Here is a 17,844-nt window from a genome sequence, read left to right as displayed (position 1 = left end):
CAAATAAGCTATAAAACAGAAAAACCAAATGACACTAATACAACAAGGAATAGAAAAAGGCTTAATCAAGTTTGATGATGAGCGAAAATATATTATTTATATTCATCAGAATAAAAAAAGAAATTATGCTAACCCAGAAGAAAAAGTTCAGGCAGAGACATTTCTTAAACTAGTTTTAGTATATGGTTATGACACAAAACGTATTCGTCAGTTTGTATCTGTAACAATGGGGTCAGATGTCAAGGAAGCAGACATTATTGTTTACAACGATGCTCAATGCCTATCTCCTCATATTGTCATTGAGTGTAAAAAACAGGAAGTTTCAGAGTTAGAATTTGCCCAAGCTGTTGAACAAGCTTTTAGCTACGCAGTTGCTGAAGGTGCAAAGTATGTCTGGGTAACATCGGGTATTAAGGATGACTATTATCAAGTTCCGAAAGAGAAGCCCAAAGAACGTATATCTATACCAGACATACCGCAGTATGGGGTTGATAAACTTGCAAAATACAAATATGCTAAAGGCGGTGGTTCTTCCAATGGGCAAAGACTATTTGAGTTAGAAATTGTTACTGAAGATGAACTAACCCGTAGATTTAAGCAAGCACATCAATCACTTTGGGGAGGCGGGGAACTCAACCCATCAGAAGCGTTTGACGAACTCGATAAGCTCATTTTTTGTAAAATATGGGATGAGCGTAAGCCTAGAAAACTAGGTGAACCTTACAATTTTCAGATTTTCAGCGAAAGTTCTGAAGAGAAAACTAGCCAAGAACTAAGCAACCGCATCAACAAACTCTACGAAGAAGGGCGCAAAAAAGATCCTGAAGTTTTTAAAGATGATATTCGTCTTAGTCCTGAAAAGCTACGTACTGTTGTTGGCTATCTTGAAAGTATCAATTTAGGCGACACCGACCTTGATAGTAAAGGTCGTGCTTTTGAAACCTTTATGGGTTCGTTTTTTCGTGGAGATTTTGGGCAATATTTCACCCCTCGTACCATTGTTAAATTTATTGTAGATACTTTACCGATTAACCATAATTCTTTAGTACTAGATACCTCTTGCGGTAGTGGCGGCTTCCTGCTTAATGCGTTGGATAAAGTTAGGAAACAAGCAAGTGAATATTACCCTAATTACAAGACAGACCCAAAAGAATCTAATCAGCACTATAAACATTGGCATGACTTTGCAAAAAATAATTTATTTGGCATTGAAATTAACGAGCAAATTGCCAGGACTGCCAAAATGAATATGATTATTCACGATGATGGACATACCAATGTCATTGCATCGGATGGCTTGCGCGATAGTTCCCACCTAATAACAAAAACAAACAATCATGGTTTCGCGTATAACCATTTTGATTTTATTATTACTAATCCGCCCTTTGGTTCTGTGATCAAACAAACTGAACAAGCTTACATGAACCAATACGGCTTTGCAATGAAAGCAAAGGACTGGCTTAATCCCAAGAGCAAAGCTACACCCAGAGAAACGCAAGACACCGAAATTCTATTTATTGAACAATGTCATAGGTTTTTAACTGAAGGTGGTTATTTAGCAATTGTTGTACCTGATGGTATTTTGACTAATTCCAGCCAGCAATATGTTCGTGATGACATTGAAGAAAAATATCGAATTTTAGCAGTAGTTTCTTTACCTCAGACTGCTTTTAAGGCAACAGGGGCAGGGGTAAAAAGTTCTATTTTGTTTTTGAAGAAGCATAGTAAAGCAACTACTGAAAAAATTCAAAATCAAAAGACTGCGCTGCAAGACAGCATTAAGCAGAGAAATGATTATTTAAAACAGTTGCAGAAAATAGAAAAAGAAAAGAATCAATACATTAAAGAACTGCGCGGTTTTGATAATCTGCAAGGTTTAACAGGCAAAGCTCTGGCTGATTCAGAAGCCTATAAAGAATGGAGAAAAGAGGTTAATGCAGAGTACAGCGAAAAAATAGATACACTCAAAGAAACTTTGAGCGAAGAGTATTTTGAAGAAAAACAACAAATACTTGACGATTATCCTATTTTTATGTCTATAGCTGAAGATATAGGCTATGACGCGACCGGAAAGCAGACTAGTAATAATGAGTTGGATTTTATTAGTCAAGAACTTGCTCGCTTTATTGAAGCTATAGAAGCAGGAGAAGATAGTTTTTTTTTAAGTTATGATTTAGATAAAAATAAGATTTTTTTGATAAAACAGAATGACTTAGAAGGGAGATTTGATCCTTTTTGTTATATTCCTGAACTCGTGCAACTTGATAATACAATAAAATTACTGACTAAATATCGATTAAAGGATTTTTCAAAATTCCATTCAAGCGGAGCAACTCCAAGTAAAAGCAATGATAATTATTATTCTGGCAAAGAGAATGGAATTCCTTTTGTTCGAGTTCAAAATTTATCTGTAACTGGGGAATTAGATCAAAACGATTTGGTTTATATTACTAAAGAAACTCACAAAAATCTATTAAAAAGAAGTCAAGTTCAAGAATATGATTTATTAGTGAAAATTACTGGTGTTGGTAGAATGGCAGTTGCTTCGGTCGCACCAAAAGGATTTGAAGGAAATATAAATCAACATATAGTCGTTATTCGTACAGGCTCACAAGAAATCAGTGAGAATTTAGCAGCATTCCTTAATTTAGATTGTATTGAAAAACTTGCATCCAAGCGAGCTACAGGTGGTACTCGTCCTGCTTTGGATTATCCAGCTTTATTTTCTATTCCTATAATCAACGATAGAAAAATTTATCAGAGGCTCAAAAAAGCTCTAATAACTAAAAAACAAAAAGAGGCAGAAGCACAACGGTTGCTAGACAGTATAGATGATTACTTGCTTGGTGAGTTGAGAATTGAGCTACCAGAATCAGAAGAAAACACTAATCAAAATCGGATCTTTTACTGTAAATTAGGCGATATTTCAGGAGGAAGGTTTGATCCAGAATTAGCTTTATATAAGAAAAAAATTATTAATTCTAAATTTAATCCTAAACAATTAAAGCATTTGCTTGTCCAAAATCCTCAATATGGAGCAAATGAGGCAGGAATACCAAGAGAAAATTGTTTATTTACCAAGATATATTCGCATTACTGATATTGATATTACAGGTAATTTAATTCAAGGATTAGGAGTTACTGCTAATAATATTGAACAAAAGCATATATTGAATAATAATGATTTACTGATTGCTAGAAGTGGAAATACAGTTGGTAAATCATATTTACACAAATCAGACAATGTAGATTATGAATGCTTTTTTGCAGGATACATGATTAGATTTATTATTGATACTAACAAATCATTACCTGATTATATTTTCTATTATTTGCAATCAAAGCCTTATAAACAATGGGTTAAAGCAGTGCAAAGAATTACTGGACAACCAAATATTAATGCAGAAGAATATAAATCTCTTGCCATACCTCTACCACTACTTGAAAAACAAACCGAAATTGTTGAATACATCATCACTATCCGCCATCAAGTCAAACAACTCCAACAAGAAGCTAAAACAGATTTAGAACGAGCAAAAAAAGAAGTAGAAGTGATGATTTTAGGTGAAGAATGAAAAAAAATTATAACAAAGCGGTGTCGGTTTGAGTTGGTAATCAAGAAAACGGCTTAAGTAAAATAGTTTTTTGATAATCTTTCATCTCGCCAAACGTCAAGCAATAGCGATCGCAACGCCCCTACTCCCATAAAACAGAACAGGGATTTTAAACCTAGCCCCACACTTAGGACATTTGGAAAATAAACACAAATTGTGGCATCGCGCTCACATAAAATCAACAGTAGAAATAATTCTACTGTGCGATCGCGCATTTTCGACAACCAGAAAAATTCACGCTATTTTGGGTTGATATGCGATCGCTCCTTCAAGTCAAAGCCTGGAATTATCACTCAAACTCAGTTTCGCAGAAAACTTTTAATAAATCGACACAGTTAGCGATCGCCTTCGTCGGTAGAGACAACCAAAAACTATAATTAATGCATAACGCAACCAATAAAGGCAAGGTTAGGAGAATCTAAACAATGCAGGCTTATAGCATTTCAGAGCAAAGGCTACTTGAAAAAATTCAAAAGCTACCTCCCGAACAAGTTTTGCTAGTTGAAGATTTTATTGATTCTCTTGATCAGCAAAATACAGACCATAGCCTTACCTTTGCAGCAGCAAAACTTTCTGAACCACTTCTGCTCAAAATCTGGGATAACCCTGATGATGCAGAATATGACAAACTATGAATTTGATGATCTTATTTTAGTGCTTGATATGCGATCGCTCTTCAAATCAAAGCCTAGATATATCACTCAAACTCAGTTTCGCAGAAAGCTTTTAACAAATCAATACAGTTAGCGATCGCTCCTAAATGAGCAATTTCATATCCATGTGTATTTTGGGTAGGAAATGCCAAACACGCAGCACGCCCAACATGACCAAATTTCATCGCAATAGATGCATCACTACCAAACTGGCTCAGTATCGTTAACTGTACTGGTATATCAAATTGCTTGGCAGATTGGCGCAGTTGTCCATTTAGCCCCTCATCATATATCCCATAGGCATCTTGAGATAAAAGTACAGGACTTTCCCCATCTTTAACAGGATATTCTTTAGATAATGGACAAATTTCTAAAGCAATCAAAGCATCCAAACGCTGATTTTGGGTGAAAAATAGCGCCCCAATTGCCCCCACTTCTTCTTTTGCTGAAGCTACTAAATAAACATCAACAACTGGCTGTTTCAGGTTTTCAGCCAAAGCTAACAGAATCGCAACAGAGGCTTTGTTATCTAAGGTGTAACTGGCAATATGATCCTTTAATCTAATTGGATGCTTGCGATGCTTACCGATTACCATTCTAGTTCCAGGTCGAATACCAGCTGCTTCTAATTCAGCAGATGTGAGCTTCGTTTCAATCCAGGCATTTTCCCACTTCACAGTAATATCTTCCTGCTGGACTTTTTGAGGAGATTCGTGGGAAACGTGGCGGGAACCAAAGCTGAGAATACCGCTAATGGTTTCGTTGTCTCCCAATAAATCGACAACGCCTTCCCCATAAACCCACGGGAAAGAACCGCCGAGTTTGCGAACTTCCACACGACCTTCATCACCGAGACTCTTGACAATTGCGCCAATTTCGTCTTTGTGTGCCGTGATAGCGATCGCTCGGTCTGGACTTTTCCCTGGAATTTTCGCAATAATATTATCGGCGCGATCGCACCATACTTCCACACCCAGCGCCGCAAATCGTTGCATCAATAACTGGTTAATCTCAGTTTCTGCACCACTAGGAGAATGGTGCATCACTAATTCTTCAATAATTTGAAATAAGCGATCGTAATCCGACATCACATCAATATAGTTAGGGTTTGCTGAAAAAGTAGTAAAAAAGTAAGAGGAGGGTTGACTAGTTATTCAAACAAAGTCAAATATAAGCGTTTGTTGTCTACAACTACGAAGATGATGAATTTTAATTATACAAGACTGCAAGCAACATTTTATATTGTCTTTTAGCTAAATTTAAAAGAGATGCTCCTGATCTAATTAGCTGGTCAATATGAGATAAATTTCTTTTGATATATTGAAGCTGTTTCCTGATTGCTTTTCTTCTTTCTTTTTTTAATACGCGACGTTTCTTAGCGACTTCTAAATAATCTTTTCTTGCTACTTCTCGATACGTTCTTGGTTTTTTATCTACTTGAAGCTTTACCTGTTCATAAAGTAAGTCGATGATTTTTTCTGTCTGTTTTCTCGCGTGATTTAACAACTCTAAATCTGTCGGATAGCTGATATCACCTGGCGCACAGGTCGCATCTAATATCAATTTTCCCCGATTTTTGAGCGTACTATCTTCTTTTCCTGGTTCTTCTGTTTTTTTTTCGGTGCTAATCGAAGATGCTGTTTCTAGCATCTTCTTTACCGTTCCTTGATTCACTTTGTTGACTAGAACGACACTGATTCTTTCACGAAAATGGACTAACATTGATGCATCAAATGGAGCTTCATTGCTATAAGATGACATCCCTATAAACTACTGTAGATAAGGATTTTCCTTTATTTGTTCTACAGTTTCTCTATCACTTATCCCTAGTTTCTCTTTAATTATTAATGCGCCTAACGCCATTCTAAATGTCTTTGCGGGCGCTCCCATTTCTGTAGAGAATTCAGAAGAATATTCCTCTTCAAATTCTGTCCAGGGTATTAAAGAAGCTAGAACTACCCAACGATTATCTGATCATAACTTAAGAGAAAATGCAAGTTCAAAGTTTTCTGGTGAGATTGCCACCTGACCCTGTTTTCGGTACATGGTTACTAATGACACACTCCTGAGTATTAGTCACTTAAATGCAAGGATTGTGAGCTATTTTACTTTCTTGTCTTGCACCTGAATATACTTCTTTGGTCTGATAATCGCAGTATGTCAGCTTTTCTTTCTTTTTCAGCAAACCCTAATTAGTTTTTATAAATCTAGGATAGGTTGGGTTTGACTTTGTTCAACCCAACCAACAAATATTTTATTTTTTCAGAGTAATAAAAGAGCGCTAATTGGGTGGTAATTCCAAACTCATTTCACCTAACAAACCCTTGCGAAAATCTGTTAAAAGTTGCCTTGCCGCTCGTTCTATATCACCTTTGTAACGATGCTCTGCTAAGGCGTGTAAATAGGTATCTCCAGTGTCGGATATCGAATCGAGTTGGTAGCGGGACTGTAATGGTTTTTTCGGTAATAAATCTGTAGTTACAGCTTCCAAATAGTTGAATAAATCCACTAGGGCTGCTGCTACTAGCTGATTATCGTACGATGCTTCGCCGATATCATCACAAATAGCTAATTTCAATGCTGCGTCTTGGTCTTCCAATCTTATCGGGATGACACCAGGAGCATCTAGCAATTCCAAATGTTCGGAAATTCGTACCCAGCGTAGTTGGCGAGTTACCCCAGGACGGGCTGCACTTTCCACTACTCGCCGTCCCAAAAGGCGGTTAATCAAAGCTGATTTACCGACATTGGGAAAACCAATCACCACAGCCCGCACTGGACGGGGTAACATCCCCCGATCGCTTCTTCTTTGATTGAGTTCTACCCCGGCGGCTTGCGCTGCCCGCGCCACTTCTGCTATACCTTTACCATGTTGAGCGTTGGTAAAATAAGGGACTTCTCCCTGACGTTTAAACCAATCTATCCACAGCGATCGCATTTGCGGCGTAATCATATCTACTCGGTTAAGTATCAACACCCGTGCCTTACCCTCTACCCACTCCCCTATTTGGGGATGGTGAGTCGCTAAGGGAATCCGGGCATCTCTTACCTCAAAAACCACATCTACGCGCTTCAGCTGTTCTTTGAGCTTCTTTTCAGCTTTCGCAATGTGACCTGGATACCATTGAATCAGGTTTAATCTATAATTTTGAGTTATGGCCATAGTCAATTACCAAATAAATTCTTATCACTTATCAATTATCATTCACTATGGCTTGATGTAAAATCAGACGATTGCCATCAGGGTCATAGGCGTAAATTTCTCTGCCGTGGGAAGCGATGGAAATGTTTCCTGGCGGGGGATAGCCCAAAGCCCTTAGGTGAGCGATCGCATCTTCCAAGTTACTCACCTCTAAACACAAACTTATCTTACTTTTGGAGTAGACGCAAAGCGGCTTGTCGTTAGATATCGCTTCAAATTCCGATTCGTTTGTGTTCTTTGGTTTAAAAATACCTAATCGCATACTAATCAAATTAAACTCAGCATAGACATTCGGAATTAAAACAACTGGCTTTTGCTCCAGCAATTTAGTATAGAAATTCACTAACTTCTCACAATTAACTGATGCTATGGTGACAAATGCGTTAGTGTACTGAAAAACCATATTTACCTATCGCTGTTTGAACTTTTAACTTACAGTTTTTGAGATGATTATCCCGATTTTAGATATGCGTCTATTCCGAGAGAAAGAATGGTTATTTAGCCTACTGGTAATATCTCTAGTTCTATGGCTAATATTTTTGGGAAACTCCCCTTTACGAGATTGGGATGAGGGTACTGTGGCACAGGTTGCCCGTGAAATTTGGCGTGCCCCACTTGGTTCAATGCGTTGGCTTTATCCCACTTTGGGAGGTGAACCTTATTATAATAAGCCACCCTTGATGCACTTGCTAATTGCTTGGACTTACTCCATCGGAGGTGTGAATGAGTGGACAACACGTTTAGCAGGTGCAGTATTAACTGCCTTGGGAGTGCCTTTGCTTTACTTGGTGGGATGTTTGCTTTTTAACCAAAGTTTACCAGCTCTGTTTGCCGCTTTAGTTTATTTGACGATGTTGCCCGTGCTGCGTCACGGACGCCTAGCAATGCTAGATGGTACAACTATTACCTTTTTCTTGCTGTTGTTGTTTTGTTTACTAAAAGCACATCAGAATCGTCGGTATGCTCTAGGTGTGGGATTTTGTCTAGGGTTAATCACTCTAACTAAAGGGATGATAGTTTTGCCGCTAGGGGGGATCGCTTGTTTATTCCTGATTGCAGATCGGCAGTTTGCTTTGTTAACAAGCCCCTATTTATTAGTGGGAATGTTTTTAGGAAATGCACCTGCGATCGCTTGGTTTGCTGCTCAATGGCAACATTATGGCGAAAATTTCTTGCAAGTGAATTTTCAAGCACAAACCTTTAATCGCCTTGCACAATCTGTTGAAGGTCATAGTGGTCCTCCTTGGTACTATTTAATTGAGTTAATTAAGTATAGTTTCCCTTGGCTATTATTTTTACCGGGAGGTTTTTATCTAGCTTGGAAAAAACGTCAGACTACCTGGAGTCGCCTAATTATTATTGGCACAATTGTTTATTTAGGAACTATCTCTTTAATGAGAACAAAACTCCCGTGGTATGTTATGCCTGTATATCCATTTTTAGCTTTGGCAATTGGTGCTAAACTTAGCGAAATTTGGCAGTACGGTGATTTTAGGGTGCGAATTTGGACAATATTTCTGGCTATTATTTCTCTTGCTGGTTTCGGAGGTTGTGTTTACTTTATTATCGCAAATAAAGAGCCTATTTTAATAGTCATGAGCATTGTTTTGGCAATAAGTATGGCCACCGCAGCATGGCTAATTAAACAACGCGATCGCAAGTTTATTCCAGTGTTATTTTCTGGCATGTATTTAGTTTTAGCACTGTTGATGAGTTCGCAATCATGGATTTGGGAATTAAAGGAAGCTTTCCCAGTTAAACCAGTAGCGGACTTAATTCGGGCAAATGTTTCACCAGGAACCCAAATTTATACTTCTTTTGCTTATGGGCGTCCTAGTTTAGACTTTTACAGCGATTGCAAGGTAACTACCGCAACTGTGCCACTTTTACAACAAATGTTATCTAATAAATCTTATTTACTATTAGATAATGTGGCTTTACAGCAAATCAATTTGACTGGTAGTAAAATTATCGGAACAGCGAAAGGATTTACACTTATTTCACCAGAAGTTAAGAGGATATTTTAAAAGTCGCAAAATAAGTTAAAAAATATCTAATTGCATAACCGAATTAAACATAATTCTTGTGGGGTGGGCAACATGAGCGCCCTAATTATGCAAGTTAAATATGGAACAGCTTACAGGGCTATTTCGTTCTAAACATAAACCGCCCAGAACTAAAGTTCCGGGCTTATAGCTAAAGTCCGTTAAAACGGACTATAACCCAATACGCTTGGGTTAAAGTCAAAAACCAAAACCAGCGTAGGTTGGGTTGAGGGACGAAACCCAACATTTTCGGTACTTTGTTGGGTTTCACTACGTTCAACCCAACCTACAATTATCCTTAACCCAAGCGTATTGGACTATAACCTTGTCTCAGTCGTCTAAAGACGACTTTCGCTATTAGACTCAGAATTCATTCTGAGGCGGGCTAGATGAGAATGAAATAGCCCTGAACAGCTTATGATCCTTCGTTGGTGACTTGAACAGTGGATTGACTAGATTGGGCTAGATAGATACCCACTAAAACTACGGCAAAAGTCAACCAGTCAAATAAACTTACTTGTTCTGAAAAAATGAACCAAGCAAAAATCGAGGACAAGACTGGATTTAGGAGAAGGGTAACGGCGACAACGCCTGACGAGAGTCTGCTGAGGCTATAAGTTATAAGTCCCTGACCCAAGACTTGGCAGAAGAGAGCTTGAAAAATGATGAAAAACCACCCCATCCCAGAATAGGGAAACAATCTCTCTTCAATGAATGGGAGGATGGGCAACAGAAATATTGTAGTCACTCCACAGCGCCAGAGCATTATGGTTGCGGTAGTAAATCGGGTTTGCAGTCGTTCGATCAGCAGCAGATACGTGGCGATAAAAATTGCGCTGATAAATGCTAGCGCATCACCAAGTATTTGGTGACTCGCAAATTGCATCTTATGAAGTTCAAAGGCGATCGCACCTAAAAGCGCCATAACCAGACCAATAAGAAATCTGTTATCGAAGCGCTGACCAAATAACAGATACCCAGCCGCAGCAACAAATAAAGGATTCAAATTAGACAGCAAAGCCACGTTAGCAACGCTAGTTTGACTCAGCGACCAAGCCCACAACAGCAGAGAAGTCGTTGAAGCAATTCCCATTGCCAACAATAGCCACACCTCCTGTTTTGTAAAAGGCTTCTCTTCTATAGGTTGATGATCAGATTGTTGGCGGCGCAAAGCCTCAAGTCCATTCCAGAGTCCAAAGACGACTGCGGCGATCCAACTGCGATGAAATCCGATGGCATTTGCACCAATTTCTTGTTCGGACAATTTGGTAAGAGATGGTGCCAAAGATAGAGGAATTAGGGCAAAAAATAATGAGACAGTTCCCAGGACAGCTTGTGTTTCGGAGAATTGTTGCTTTAGTAATGACAGTTTGATCGTCATACTTTTAACGAAAGTGTTAACTATACTTTTGACTGATTCCTGAAACGGGTAATTAACACGAGCTTGGCTAAATACGGCTAAGTATAAACCCATTAAAACTACAGTGAAACCTATCCAATTCGAGAAAGTTAATTTTTCCGAAAATATTACAAGAGCAAAAATGCAGCTAAATACTGGCTCTAACAGATGCACCAAGGAGACAACTACAGAGGAAAATGTGGCCAGGCTATAGGTCAAAAGCCCATGACCTAAAACTTGGCAGATCAGGGCTAGGGAAATGACCCAAAGCCACCCACTGACTGTAGAAGGGAAAACCTGATCTTGAGTGAACAAAAGTATGGGGAAGATGACTAGAGCCGCGATCGCACAGATCCACAACTGGATTGTGGCCGGAGAAAATTTGGTTCGTAATTTTTCTACGATCAGCAGGTATGCACTCAAGAAAATCGCCGAAGCGATGGCAGCCAAGCTTCCTTGAACTTCATCTGTGGCGATTTGCAGTTCCTCAAATTCAATGGCGATCACTCCCCCAAGTGCGATCGCCATCCCAATCAGGAATTGCTTCTCAAAACCCTGACGAAATAATAGCCACACTCCTAAGCTAGTAGATATGGGGGCAAGATTATGTAAGACACTAGAGATCGCGACGCTAGTCTCAGTCAGCGACCAAGCCAACAAGACTAAAGTAGCAGCCCAAAAAATACCGCCACCAAGCAATAGCCAGAGATCCTGACTGGTGTAGGGCTGCTGTTCTACAGGTTTCTCTAAGGAAAGTCGTTGACATATCGCCTTGTATCCATACCAGAGCAAAAAGACCACACTACCAACCCAAAGGCGATTAAATACAGTGGCATTGGGGCTGAGTTCAGTTTCGCTCAATCTCACGAAAATAGATCCAAAAGATATGGCACTTACACCTAGAAATAATAAAGCAAGGGCTATCTTCGTTTGATTGGATACATTCATTAGGAAATTTAAATTCAACTACTTACCAATAAGGGACTTCCAAAGAATAAATTACTCAACAAAAATCAAGAGTTCACGCTTAAAAAATAATGATAATCCGGGATGGTTGCCCAATCTCATTGAAAAATTGAGTGCTTTCAAATCCCCTTAAATCCCATCCCATTGTCTACCTCTTGTTCTGCTTGAGTAGAAAACGCGACTCTGCCAGAAGTTTGTTGCATTTTGCCAAGTTGACTCAAAAAGAGGCCAACTAAAATAACGCTGCCGCCGATATATTGAGGTAAAGTGGGAGCTTCATCCAAAATTAAATAAGCTGCGATAATACCCGCAATTGGAGTAAACGAGCCAACTAAGGAAGCCGTAGATACAGTGGAAGTTCTCAAGCCTTTAATCCAGAATGACTGACCTACCACCACAATCAACCCACCATAAAGGAACATCCACCGCCACAGAAACGGTGAAAGTACATCAGCAAAATGGTCACTACCATAAAGTGCTAAAGCCAAAAAGAAAAAGATTACGGTTCCCAAGGTAGTACGAAAGATACTGTAAATCCCTAAAGGGATCTGGGAGAGATATTTTTTGCCAATAATTGTGGAAACAGCTACAGCCAGAGATCCTACTGCTACCAGAAGTTCCCCTAAGCCCACTTGTAAACCTCCCATATTCATCATCGCTTGGCTTGAAGGCTGAAGGACAATAGTTAGGGTAACGCCAACAAAAGCGACAACTGCCCCGATAAACTCCCAAATACTTACTCGTTCTTTTAACAACCAAACTGATAAAGCCAGAGTTAGAGGTAGTTCCAAGCGTCCCACTAAAATAACATTATTCACCCCTGTGAGTGCCAGTGCTTGGAAAATTAAGCCAGGGGCTAGCGCTCCTGATAAGATCGCTACTGCTGTTAGACTAACCCAATCCTTTCTTGATATTTGTTTCAAAGTAGCTTTGTTCCACTGTCGTCCATAGATTAGGATCAAAAGCATCAAGGCACAAAGGTTTCCCACAAATAAAACATTACACAAAGAAATCGGATTACGACCACCGATAAAGTGTTGGGCACCAATTTCTGTGAGCTTGCGAGTAACTGCACTAGAGGCTCCGAAAATGAGGATTGCTAGCCAGAGATATGTTTGTCCAGAAATTCTGTAAATTGGGCGATGTGGCCTTTTGGGTCTAGTCACAATAACACCACTACAATGAAGGTATTACTCATTATTCTAAGTTGCTCTTATTCAGTTAAAAATGAGGTTTCGCTGAGAGAAGGCTGAAATTATCGTGCGACTTTGATATACCATAATTTGCTGAGAAAATGCTGAGAATTAACTAAATTTTATCAAAGAATAAATTCATGAAAATTATGGCTTAGTTTCAATAAGTTCTCAGTGCCAAGTGAGATAGTTTGGGTGTTCGAGATACTTAAATACTAGGAGCCACAAATGAAACTCGCCCCCTTAATCGCAACTCTTGCCTTTACTGGTTTTTTAACGGTTTGGGAAGCACCATTGAAAATAATCAATCCGGCATTAGTTCAGGCATCAGCTCAAGAATTGTCTGTAAATCAGAAAATAGCATTACTCACTAAAAGTAAGGGTCAAATTGGTAGTGGCGATCAGCTACGTCGTTTCTTTTTTGGGGATTTGGAGCCAATCGGTATCCAGCCAGGTGGAGCAGGTCATGTAGTTAACCTTTACAACAAAGCCAATAATGTCACATTCTCTTACTGTTCAACCTATGATGTAATTGTCGCCGTTAAGAAAGGTAAGGTGGCTAAGTTTGAACCCAGTGAAGTGAAGTAACTTAGCAATCATGAAGATGTTCAAGTTGGGCGCTGAAAATTTCAGAACTGGTATCTGAATACAATTGCTATAGCGAATCCTTAAGCAACTGAGGTACAGCTTAACCTCACCCCAATAAAGCTTATTCTTTATCCCCCCTCTCCTTAATAAGGAGAGGGGTTGGGGGTGAGGTTTGTCGAACTCACGTTAAATATATGGATCAAACCCTCTAACCAACCCAGTGCTCTTGGGCAAATCCTACAGCTATTTTGGCTAGTAATATCACAAAAGCGCCTAATATTAAATATCCTTGACGAGGATGGCGAGATAGCAGCAAACCAATGGCTACATTCAAAGGCACAATACCATAGGCGAGACGGCTTAAGGAGATGGTGCCTCCAGAGGCTAGGAGCAAACCAATACCACAAAAGCCATAAATAACTGTAACTGGGGTGAGTTGCGTGTGTAAGCGCCACAACACATAGCCACCACCCAAGACCATGAACAAGTTGAGCAAGTTATTGATCCACTGTTCGCTCGCCAGAATCAACAAAAATAAGACTAACGCATAAAAGCCATAGACTAATTTCGCAGAACTAAAACGCCATAAAAGATAGCCACTGGCAACGATCGCACCAAACAACAAGAGATACCAGGGGTCTTGAATCCCGCCAGAGGAGTTTTGAACCCAACCATATTGCCAATTTTTCCTACCAACTGCAATTTGCATGAGCATATTTAACCAACCCTGCCAATCAAATCCCAGAGTTGGTCGCCATCCCCGTTGTGCTTCGATAAAAGCTAAAGGGTCGCCAAAATAAATCGCACAATACAAACTGAATAGAAGTATGCCAATAGCGGTAGTAAAACCAGCTATATAGGCAATGGGTGGTCGGCGTTCTTTCCACGCTGCGATCGCTAATGCTGGAATTAGTGCCATACCTGTAGGACGTGTTGCTGTCGCCATCGCACCCCAAAGGGCAGTCCAGCCATACTGCTTTTGATCAAACGCCCGCAAAGTCGCCGTACTCAAAAACAAATACAGCCCTTCTGTGTAAACCACCCCTGTAAACATAGAAGATGGATACCAGGAAACTACAGCAGTCACCCAATGCGCTGTACTAATGCCATAATGCTCTTTGATCCAAAAGTACAAACAGTAAAGCGCGGCAAAAAATCCCAAGTTGTTTACCAACGTACCTGCTAATTCAAACGGTAAGCCCAACTTCATCAAAACCCAGATGCTTAAGGGAAACAAGGGAAAGAAGGCCAGATTATGTTGCTTGCCATCATTCACAAATTCATATCCCGAAGTAGCGATCGCTCGGTAATGTATACTATCCCATGCATCAAAAACCCCCCAGCCAAAAGGGGGCAAAAATTCTTCTGCTGGTAACGGTAGTTTTGGCGCAACCAGCAACATAGCTGTCCAGATGAATATTCGGCTGGCAAGCCATATTGCTGCTGGAAACAGGAAATCATTTTTCCATAAAACTTTTTTTATAACTATCTGAACTTTGGCCATAAGGTTGACTGCTTCAAAAAACTCCTTTATGCATCCTTTCACCTATGGCTGCAACACAGCAATTTATGAGTAATATTTTGCATATTAAATCCTCCATCTACATAATTGACAAACTGGACAGATTAGCAATTAATTAAAATTATTTCCTATTTGGTTACTTTTGCCAATTTTCTCAGAATTTATCTTTAAAAAGATAGTATTTATAAATACAATTTTTGTCTAGTTATATGAAAATTAAGCAACTTTAGTACTTTATAGCTAGCAGTCTATCGAGTTGAAATTAACAGATTGGGGCTGGCGCAGGGACGAGGACAAGAGAATATAGACACACGGGGAGACTTTGCTTTTTCCCTCAGGGTTCGCAGTTCCTTCTCCTGTCAAAGACGCTGCGCGAACAACGGACTGCTCACCGCGTCTCTCCTCCTCGTCATCAATGTATCGATTATGGTGATTGCTGTTATTAAAGAGTCCCAAGCAATTTATAGTGGGAGTTGTCTGTAAATCCTTAAGCAATTGTGAAAGCGATTACTCTCGTTGGTTCCACTGGTTCTATTGGTACTCAAACTTTAGATATTGTTACTCAGTACCCAGATCAGTTTCGGATTGTGGGATTGGCAGCTGGGAGCAATGTTGAAATGTTCGCTGCTCAAATTCGGCAGTTTCGACCGAAAATAGCAGCAATTTGCTCAGAAGAGAAATTACCAGCACTCAAAGAAGCGATCAAAGACTTAGATCCCCAACCGATTCTACTGGCAGGTGACGCCGGAGTGATAGAAGTCGCTCGCTACGGCGATGCCCAAACCGTTGTCACTGGGATCGTTGGTTGTGCTGGTTTGCTACCCACGATCGCAGCTATTGAAGCTGGTAAAGATATTGCCTTAGCGAACAAAGAAACCCTGATTGCTGGGGCAGCTGTGGTTCTACCCTTAGTCGAAAAACATGGTGTCAAATTACTCCCAGCCGATTCCGAACATTCCGCAATATTTCAATGCCTGCAAGGTGTGCCAAAAGGAGGCTTACGGAAAATTTTACTCACTGCATCTGGTGGGGCTTTCCGGGACTGGGATGTAGAAAAGTTAGCAGATGTCACCGTTGCTGACGCCCTGAAGCATCCTAATTGGTCGATGGGGCGTAAAATCACTGTAGATTCTGCTACTTTGATGAATAAAGGACTGGAAGTAATAGAGGCTCACTTTTTGTTTGGATTGGATTATGACGATATCGAAATTGTCATTCATCCCCAGAGCATTATTCACTCGCTGATTGAACTGCAAGATACTTCAGTTTTAGCCCAACTCGGTTGGCCGGATATGCGCTTACCCTTGCTGTATGCTCTATCTTGGCCCGATCGCATCTATACCAACTGGGAACGACTAGATTTAGTCAAAGCTGGAAATTTAACCTTCCGCGAACCAGATCACCAAAAGTATCCTTGTATGCAGTTGGCTTATGCTGTGGGTAAAGCTGGTGGTTCGATGCCAGCTGTGTTGAATGCCGCCAATGAGCAAGCTGTGGCTTTATTTTTAGCAGAAAAAATTCGGTTTTTAGATATTCCCCGGTGTATCGAATCGGTGTGCGATCGCCATCAAAATGATAACCGTGCTAATCCCTCTTTAGATGACATTTTGGCAGCAGATAAATGGGCAAGACAAGAAGTTTTAACAGCGACTGAAAAGTTAGAAACTGACTCGCGGATAATTTCTCTGCGATAAAAACCTTCAGTTCGGATTGATCTGGGGATTAGAAATTGATGCCTAGTCCCCAGCCTCTAATCCAACTAATATGGAAATCATTTCACCTGATGGCAAAGACGTACTCGCCAAACTACAATTAAACTCTATTGAAGATAGTCAGTGGCTTCCTGATCAGCCATCAATTTTATGTATATCTATAATTTATCTACCAATAAAAATTAAAAATCTTTACAAAAATTTTGCAAAAAAGCGGCATATTAAATAAATAATTATCTTATTTTTAGCTAGAATATCCCCAAGCTAATTATCACAAAAAGCCCCATTCTAACGGATATTAAAAATTGGGTTTAGCATCTTTTATACCAGTGATTGTTAGCAAAACAAAAACTTACCCTTTCTGAATAAACCCACTCTCAGACAAGGGCAATTATTAAGGAATTAATATATATGATTGCTACGCTGATTGTAGCTTGGATAGTCTTCATAATATTGTGGAAGTTGTTGAAAGCAACTTTGAGTAGTGCATTGACTATTGCCGCAATACTTGTTTTATTAAATATTGGTTTTGGCATTACTCCACAAGATATTTGGCATTACCTAACGCAGTTTGCTCAAAATCTGTCACAGATCCAAAGTAGCAAGTAAAAATCTATACTTCACTTTTGCTAATCAAAGGTGAAGTATAATATCATGTCCGCTTGATTACTTATAAAACCCCAAGAACCCCACCCCGCCAAAGCTACACTTTGTCTCCCTGCCCCTAATCCCCAGAGGGGACACCGAGTTAAGAGCCGGCTCTTAGGGGCTGGGGGTGGGGTGCAATGACTGTGGGAATCATAACTAATTATCCGAACATGATATAAAATATGAAATGACAAAATTTTTACAGCTATTTTCAGGTAAATAGACCACGCGCTACGCGAACGACAGGGAAGGAACCATCGGGGTTTAAATAAGAGTCTGAAATTGTCTAAAATGTTTGAATT

General features: G+C 39.7%; 15 protein-coding genes and 1 pseudogene. 8 read left to right on the top strand and 8 right to left on the bottom strand.

The features are described from left to right. The first annotated feature begins 28 nt into the window (after window positions 1–28). On the top strand, window positions 29–3,100 hold the full coding sequence (locus tag V7K36_RS26490) for an N-6 DNA methylase (RefSeq protein WP_335120656.1): 3,072 nt from the start codon (window positions 29–31) through the stop codon (window positions 3,098–3,100). Then, window positions 3,042–3,575, top strand: coding sequence for a restriction endonuclease subunit S (locus V7K36_RS26485; RefSeq protein WP_335120655.1), 534 nt, complete (start codon window positions 3,042–3,044; stop codon window positions 3,573–3,575). Before V7K36_RS26490 ends, V7K36_RS26485 begins: the two co-directional genes overlap by 59 nt. A 53-nt stretch (window positions 3,576–3,628) precedes the next feature. Here the strand turns inward: V7K36_RS26485 and V7K36_RS26480 are convergent, their stop codons facing one another. Then, window positions 3,629–3,829, bottom strand: coding sequence for a hypothetical protein (locus tag V7K36_RS26480; RefSeq protein WP_335120653.1), 201 nt, complete (start codon window positions 3,827–3,829; stop codon window positions 3,629–3,631). A 39-nt stretch (window positions 3,830–3,868) separates the two neighbouring features. Here V7K36_RS26480 and V7K36_RS26475 point away from each other — a divergent pair, with 39 nt between their 5' ends. Then, window positions 3,869–3,991, top strand: coding sequence for a hypothetical protein (locus V7K36_RS26475; RefSeq protein ID WP_335120652.1), 123 nt, complete (start codon window positions 3,869–3,871; stop codon window positions 3,989–3,991). Window positions 3,992–4,039: 48 nt separating this feature from the next. Then, the gene (locus V7K36_RS26470) at window positions 4,040–4,249 is read left to right on the top strand and encodes a toxin-antitoxin system, antitoxin component, Xre family protein (RefSeq protein ID WP_335120651.1); all 210 of its coding nucleotides are present in this window, start codon (window positions 4,040–4,042) and stop codon (window positions 4,247–4,249) included. Between the two features lie 62 nt (window positions 4,250–4,311). Here V7K36_RS26470 and V7K36_RS26465 read toward each other — a convergent pair whose 3' ends face one another. The 4 genes and pseudogenes from V7K36_RS26465 to V7K36_RS26450 form a co-directional block, all read right to left on the bottom strand. Beyond that, a complete protein-coding gene (locus V7K36_RS26465) occupies window positions 4,312–5,355 on the bottom strand; it encodes a M42 family metallopeptidase (protein ID WP_335120715.1) in 1,044 nt (347 codons plus the stop codon). Window positions 5,356–5,488: 133 nt separating this feature from the next. Continuing rightward, window positions 5,489–6,313: pseudogene (locus V7K36_RS26460) on the bottom strand (transposase); the annotation flags it as partial. Window positions 6,314–6,548: 235 nt separating this feature from the next. Next, window positions 6,549–7,430: a ribosome biogenesis GTPase YlqF gene (ylqF, locus tag V7K36_RS26455; RefSeq protein ID WP_335120650.1), complete on the bottom strand. Its 882-nt coding sequence runs from the start codon at window positions 7,428–7,430 to the stop codon at window positions 6,549–6,551. Between the two features lie 31 nt (window positions 7,431–7,461). Further along, window positions 7,462–7,872: a VOC family protein gene (locus V7K36_RS26450; protein ID WP_335120649.1), complete on the bottom strand. Its 411-nt coding sequence runs from the start codon at window positions 7,870–7,872 to the stop codon at window positions 7,462–7,464. Window positions 7,873–7,936: 64 nt separating this feature from the next. On the opposite strand from V7K36_RS26450, the gene V7K36_RS26445 reads away from it, so the two are divergent. Next, window positions 7,937–9,496 carry an ArnT family glycosyltransferase gene (locus V7K36_RS26445; protein ID WP_335120714.1) on the top strand — a complete coding sequence of 520 codons (1,560 nt, stop codon included), beginning with the start codon at window positions 7,937–7,939 and terminating at the stop codon, window positions 9,494–9,496. 433 nt (window positions 9,497–9,929) lie between these two features. On the opposite strand, the gene V7K36_RS26440 is transcribed toward V7K36_RS26445, so the two are convergent. Continuing rightward, window positions 9,930–11,861, bottom strand: a complete 1,932-nt coding sequence (locus V7K36_RS26440; protein WP_335120648.1) for a DMT family transporter — start codon at window positions 11,859–11,861, stop codon at window positions 9,930–9,932. A gap of 137 nt (window positions 11,862–11,998) precedes the next feature. Then, window positions 11,999–13,045 carry a DMT family transporter gene (locus V7K36_RS26435; protein WP_335120647.1) on the bottom strand — a complete coding sequence of 349 codons (1,047 nt, stop codon included), beginning with the start codon at window positions 13,043–13,045 and terminating at the stop codon, window positions 11,999–12,001. 255 nt (window positions 13,046–13,300) lie between these two features. Between V7K36_RS26435 and V7K36_RS26430 the strand changes: the two genes are divergently transcribed. Then, window positions 13,301–13,660 (top strand): hypothetical protein, encoded by a 360-nt coding sequence (locus tag V7K36_RS26430; RefSeq protein ID WP_335120646.1) that lies wholly within the window; start codon window positions 13,301–13,303, stop codon window positions 13,658–13,660. A 208-nt stretch (window positions 13,661–13,868) separates the two neighbouring features. On the opposite strand, the gene V7K36_RS26425 is transcribed toward V7K36_RS26430, so the two are convergent. Further along, the gene (locus V7K36_RS26425) at window positions 13,869–15,164 is read right to left on the bottom strand and encodes a hypothetical protein (RefSeq protein ID WP_335120645.1); all 1,296 of its coding nucleotides are present in this window, start codon (window positions 15,162–15,164) and stop codon (window positions 13,869–13,871) included. 515 nt (window positions 15,165–15,679) lie between these two features. On the opposite strand from V7K36_RS26425, the gene dxr reads away from it, so the two are divergent. Together dxr and V7K36_RS26415 are read left to right on the top strand one after the other, a co-directional pair. Continuing rightward, on the top strand, window positions 15,680–16,876 hold the full coding sequence (gene dxr, locus V7K36_RS26420; RefSeq protein WP_335120644.1) for a 1-deoxy-D-xylulose-5-phosphate reductoisomerase: 1,197 nt from the start codon (window positions 15,680–15,682) through the stop codon (window positions 16,874–16,876). Window positions 16,877–17,305: 429 nt separating this feature from the next. Further along, window positions 17,306–17,503 (top strand): hypothetical protein, encoded by a 198-nt coding sequence (locus tag V7K36_RS26415; protein WP_334824359.1) that lies wholly within the window; start codon window positions 17,306–17,308, stop codon window positions 17,501–17,503. Window positions 17,504–17,844 lie beyond the last annotated feature (341 nt).

The sequence above is a fragment of the Nostoc sp. genome, assembly GCF_036919555.1.
Lineage (GTDB): Bacteria > Cyanobacteriota > Cyanobacteriia > Cyanobacteriales > Nostocaceae > Nostoc.
The sequence above is the reverse complement of the archived record's forward strand: the minus strand, read 5'-3'. Positions and strand labels throughout refer to the sequence as shown.

Bases quoted from the DNA above. Each gene is read 5' to 3' on its own strand.
- V7K36_RS26425 (WP_335120645.1), bottom strand. From the start codon at position 15,164: ATGGCCAAAGTTCAGATAGTTATAAAAAAAGTTTTATGGAAAAATGAT.
- V7K36_RS26475 (WP_335120652.1), top strand. From the start codon at position 3,869: ATGCGATCGCTCCTTCAAGTCAAAGCCTGGAATTATCACTCAAACTCA.
- V7K36_RS26480 (WP_335120653.1), bottom strand. From the start codon at position 3,829: ATGCGCGATCGCACAGTAGAATTATTTCTACTGTTGATTTTATGTGAG.
- V7K36_RS26415 (WP_334824359.1), top strand. From the start codon at position 17,306: ATGATTGCTACGCTGATTGTAGCTTGGATAGTCTTCATAATATTGTGG.
- V7K36_RS26470 (WP_335120651.1), top strand. From the start codon at position 4,040: ATGCAGGCTTATAGCATTTCAGAGCAAAGGCTACTTGAAAAAATTCAA.
- V7K36_RS26465 (WP_335120715.1), bottom strand. From the start codon at position 5,355: ATGTCGGATTACGATCGCTTATTTCAAATTATTGAAGAATTAGTGATG.
- V7K36_RS26485 (WP_335120655.1), top strand. From the start codon at position 3,042: ATGAGGCAGGAATACCAAGAGAAAATTGTTTATTTACCAAGATATATT.
- V7K36_RS26490 (WP_335120656.1), top strand. From the start codon at position 29: ATGACACTAATACAACAAGGAATAGAAAAAGGCTTAATCAAGTTTGAT.
- V7K36_RS26440 (WP_335120648.1), bottom strand. From the start codon at position 11,861: ATGAATGTATCCAATCAAACGAAGATAGCCCTTGCTTTATTATTTCTA.
- V7K36_RS26445 (WP_335120714.1), top strand. From the start codon at position 7,937: ATGCGTCTATTCCGAGAGAAAGAATGGTTATTTAGCCTACTGGTAATA.
- V7K36_RS26430 (WP_335120646.1), top strand. From the start codon at position 13,301: ATGAAACTCGCCCCCTTAATCGCAACTCTTGCCTTTACTGGTTTTTTA.
- V7K36_RS26450 (WP_335120649.1), bottom strand. From the start codon at position 7,872: ATGGTTTTTCAGTACACTAACGCATTTGTCACCATAGCATCAGTTAAT.
- ylqF (WP_335120650.1), bottom strand. From the start codon at position 7,430: ATGGCCATAACTCAAAATTATAGATTAAACCTGATTCAATGGTATCCA.